This window comes from Prosthecobacter sp. (assembly GCF_020439865.1).
Lineage (GTDB): Bacteria > Verrucomicrobiota > Verrucomicrobiia > Verrucomicrobiales > Verrucomicrobiaceae > Prosthecobacter.
On the sequence record NZ_JAGRPF010000195.1, the window covers coordinates 1 to 3,173 of the forward strand.

Sequence of the window (3,173 nt, forward strand, 5' to 3'; positions counted from 1 at the left end):
GCGGTGCATGCGATGCAGCAGAACGCCGGGGCTCAATTGACGGCGGATAATCCGATTCTGCCGCGGAAGCCGCACGTTGCGTCGATGGCGAAGCGCGTGATCTACCTGCACATGAGTGGTGCGCCGCCACATCTCGATCTGTTTGATTACAAGCCAGAGCTCGTGAAGCGCAGCGGGCAGGACTGTCCGGATTCAATTCTCAAAGGCCGTCGCTTTGCCTTCACCACGGGCGTGCCGAAGCTGATGGGCACTCCGCGCACGTTCGCGCGCTACGGCAAGGCGGGCATGTGGATGAGCGATGCATGCCCGAACTTCCACAAGATCGCGGATGAGATGTGCATGATCCGCTCGATGAACACGGACCAGTTCAATCACGCGCCGGCGGAGCTGCTGCTCTTCACCGGACACGCGCGGCAGGGGCGTCCGTCGATGGGCTCGTGGGCCACGTATGGCCTCGGCACGGAGAATCAGGACCTGCCGGGCTTCGTTTGCCTGATCTCCAGCGGTACGCAGCCGAGCGGCGGCCAGGGCCTGTGGGGTAGCGGCTTCATCCCGAGCGTGTATCAAGGCGTGCAATGCCGTAGCAAGGGCGATCCCGTGTTGTTCGTGAGCGATCCAGCCGGCATGAACCGTGACATGCGACGCAAGACGCTCGATGTGCTGAACCAGCTCAATCAGGAGCAGGTCGCCGAGTTCGGTCATCCCGAAACGGTCACGCGCATCGCGCAGTATGAGCTGGCGTATCGCATGCAGGCCAGCGTGCCGGAGGTGATGGACATCACGAAGGAAAACGCGGCCACGCTGGAGGCTTACGGTGCGAAGCCGGGTGAATCGAGTTTCGCCAACAACTGCCTGCTCGCGCGTCGTCTCGTCGAGCAAGGCGTGCGCTTCGTGCAGCTCTTCGACTGGGGCTGGGACTTCCACGGCACCGGCGAAGGCACGGGCATCACGACCGGTCTCACCAACAAAGTGGCCGCCACCGACAAACCCGTTTCAGCGCTGATCAAAGATCTCAAGCAACGTGGCCTGCTCGAGGACACGCTCGTCATCTGGGGCGGTGAATTTGGCCGCACGCCCTTCCGCGAAGGCCGCACCGCGGCGAGCAAGGTGCTCGGTCGCGATCATTATCCGGACTGCTTCACCCTCTTCATGGCTGGCGGTGGTGCGAAGGCCGGATTCGACTACGGCAGCACGGACGAACTCGGCTTCAGCGTTGCCGAAAACAAAGTCCACGTGCACGATTTCCAGGCCACGGTGATGCACCTCCTCGGATTCGATCACGAACGCCTCACCTACCGCTTCCAAGGCCGCGACTACCGCCTCACCGACATCCACGGGCACGTGGTGAAGGAGTTGCTGGCGTGAGCCTGGTATTGCCCTGCTGTTTGCAGCGAGCGCTTGTGCCGATGGTATGGGAGGCTTAGTTGGCCCATGCCGTCTTCGTCTTCAGACAACAACTCCACACGCGAACGCATCTGGCGCATCATTTTCCTTTCGGACACGAAGGCCGGCCGCGTTTTTGATGTCGTGTTGCTGTGGCTCATCGGCCTGAGCGTGCTGACGATCATGCTGGAGAGCGTGGACGAGCTGCGTGAGCGCCACGGCGTCTTGTTTGCCACGCTGGAGTGGGTGTTTACCGGTTTGTTTACGCTGGAGTATGTGACGCGGCTCTGGGTGGTGCGCAGCCGGTGGAAGTATGCGCGCAGCTTTTTCGGCATCGTCGATGTCATGTCGATCCTGCCGGCCTACATCTCGCTGCTGCTGCCGGGGTCGCATTACCTCACAACGGTGCGCATCCTGCGCCTGATGCGCATGTTCCGGGTGCTGAAGATGGCGGAGTATCTCGGCGAAGCGGGCGTGCTCATGAATGCGCTGAGCGCCAGCCGCCGGAAAATCCTGATCTTCTTCTCCGCCGTGCTCGCGCTCGTGTGTGTGGAAGGCACGATCGTCTATGTCATCGAACACGATGCAAATCCCGGATACGCCAACATCCCGCAGTCGATTTACTGGGCGATCGTGACGATCACGACTGTCGGCTACGGCGACGTCGCCCCGGTGACGGTGCTGGGCAAGATCATGGCCTCGGTGATCATGCTCACAGGTTTCGCGATCATCGCCGTGCCCACTGGCATCGTGACCAGCGAGATCGGTCGTGAGCTCAAAGGCACGCGCACGCGGCGGCGCTGCAGCGAATGCGGCTGGGATGATCACGACTCACGCGCGCGTCATTGCCAGCAGTGCGGTGTAGCATTGGAGTGAGCTTTCACTCCAATGCCGCGGGTTGCTATTTCGACCTATCTGCTCGGAACGTGAACAGGTCGGCGTCGCGCAGATAGAACTCGAAGCGCAGCTCCTTGCCCGCGAGCGAATCGAGCGACTGTCCGCGCCATTGGATCTCATGCGAGGTCGAGTTGCCGGTGAACGTCTCGCAGTCGGCATAATCGAAGCCGGGCAGCGGTTTGCGCGTCGCGTCGCTCACGCGCACCTTGAGTTCGCCTTTCGCGGTGTCTGCGTTGATGACGAGTTTTCCGCCGGGCCACTTGAGAACGCGCGTGACGATTACGCCGCCGCCTTTCGGTCCGTGCATCGAGATGAAGCCCTCCTTGCGCAGCTTCGCCAAGCCCATTCCTGCGTGGCGATCCTTGCCGCCGTGGTCGCCGTCCCAGCCAGCGTAGTAGAACCACCATTCGTCGCCCACTTCCACCCAGTCCATGCTGCCGAAGGTCATGCTGTCGTCCCAGGTGCCCTCTTCGCCCAGAGGAATCATCTTCGGCCGGTCCGGCAGGCGGTCGAACTGGAATCCATCGCGGCTGAAGGCCAGCTCGGTGAAGATGTGATCGTTGAAGCGAAAGCACCACAACGCACCCCAGTAGATGCCGGCGTGGTAGCGTGTTGGCATGCCGTAGAAGGCATTGAAATCTTCCCGCGCATCGAGTTCGTCCGGCGTCAGGATCGCCTGCGGCTCCGCCTTCCATTCCTCCCACAGATTCGCATGGCTCATGCGCGCGATGCGGCGTGATTCTCCGGTATCGAGGATGTCACCTTTGAAGATGCGGTAGCGGTTCTTCGGTCGGCAGAACATCACGTATTCCTGTCGGGCGCTGTCATAGACAATGCTGTTCAGCGTGTCGCTCGGGAGCTGGCAGACGAGTGTGTCGCTGCTCTCGTCCCAA

The 3,173-nt window shown here is 61.6% G+C and carries 2 protein-coding genes and 1 pseudogene; 2 read left to right on the top strand and 1 reads right to left on the bottom strand.

Going from position 1 to position 3,173, the window contains the following annotated elements:
- Both KDL09_RS21700 and KDL09_RS21705 read left to right on the top strand, forming a co-directional pair.
- Positions 1-1,365, top strand: a 1,365-nt coding sequence (locus KDL09_RS21700) for a DUF1501 domain-containing protein (RefSeq protein ID WP_294389793.1), incomplete at its 5' end; no start/stop codon positions are given.
- A gap of 66 nt (positions 1,366-1,431) precedes the next feature.
- The gene (locus KDL09_RS21705; protein ID WP_294389795.1) at positions 1,432-2,259 is read left to right on the top strand and encodes an ion transporter; all 828 of its coding nucleotides are present in this window, start codon (positions 1,432-1,434) and stop codon (positions 2,257-2,259) included.
- Between the two features lie 25 nt (positions 2,260-2,284).
- Here the strand turns inward: KDL09_RS21705 and KDL09_RS21710 are convergent.
- A pseudogene (locus KDL09_RS21710) lies at positions 2,285-3,173 on the bottom strand (hypothetical protein); the annotation flags it as partial.

Excerpts from the sequence above, each read along its gene's own strand:
- KDL09_RS21705 (WP_294389795.1), top strand. The coding sequence starts at position 1,432 with ATGCCGTCTTCGTCTTCAGACAACAACTCCACACGCGAACGCATCTGG.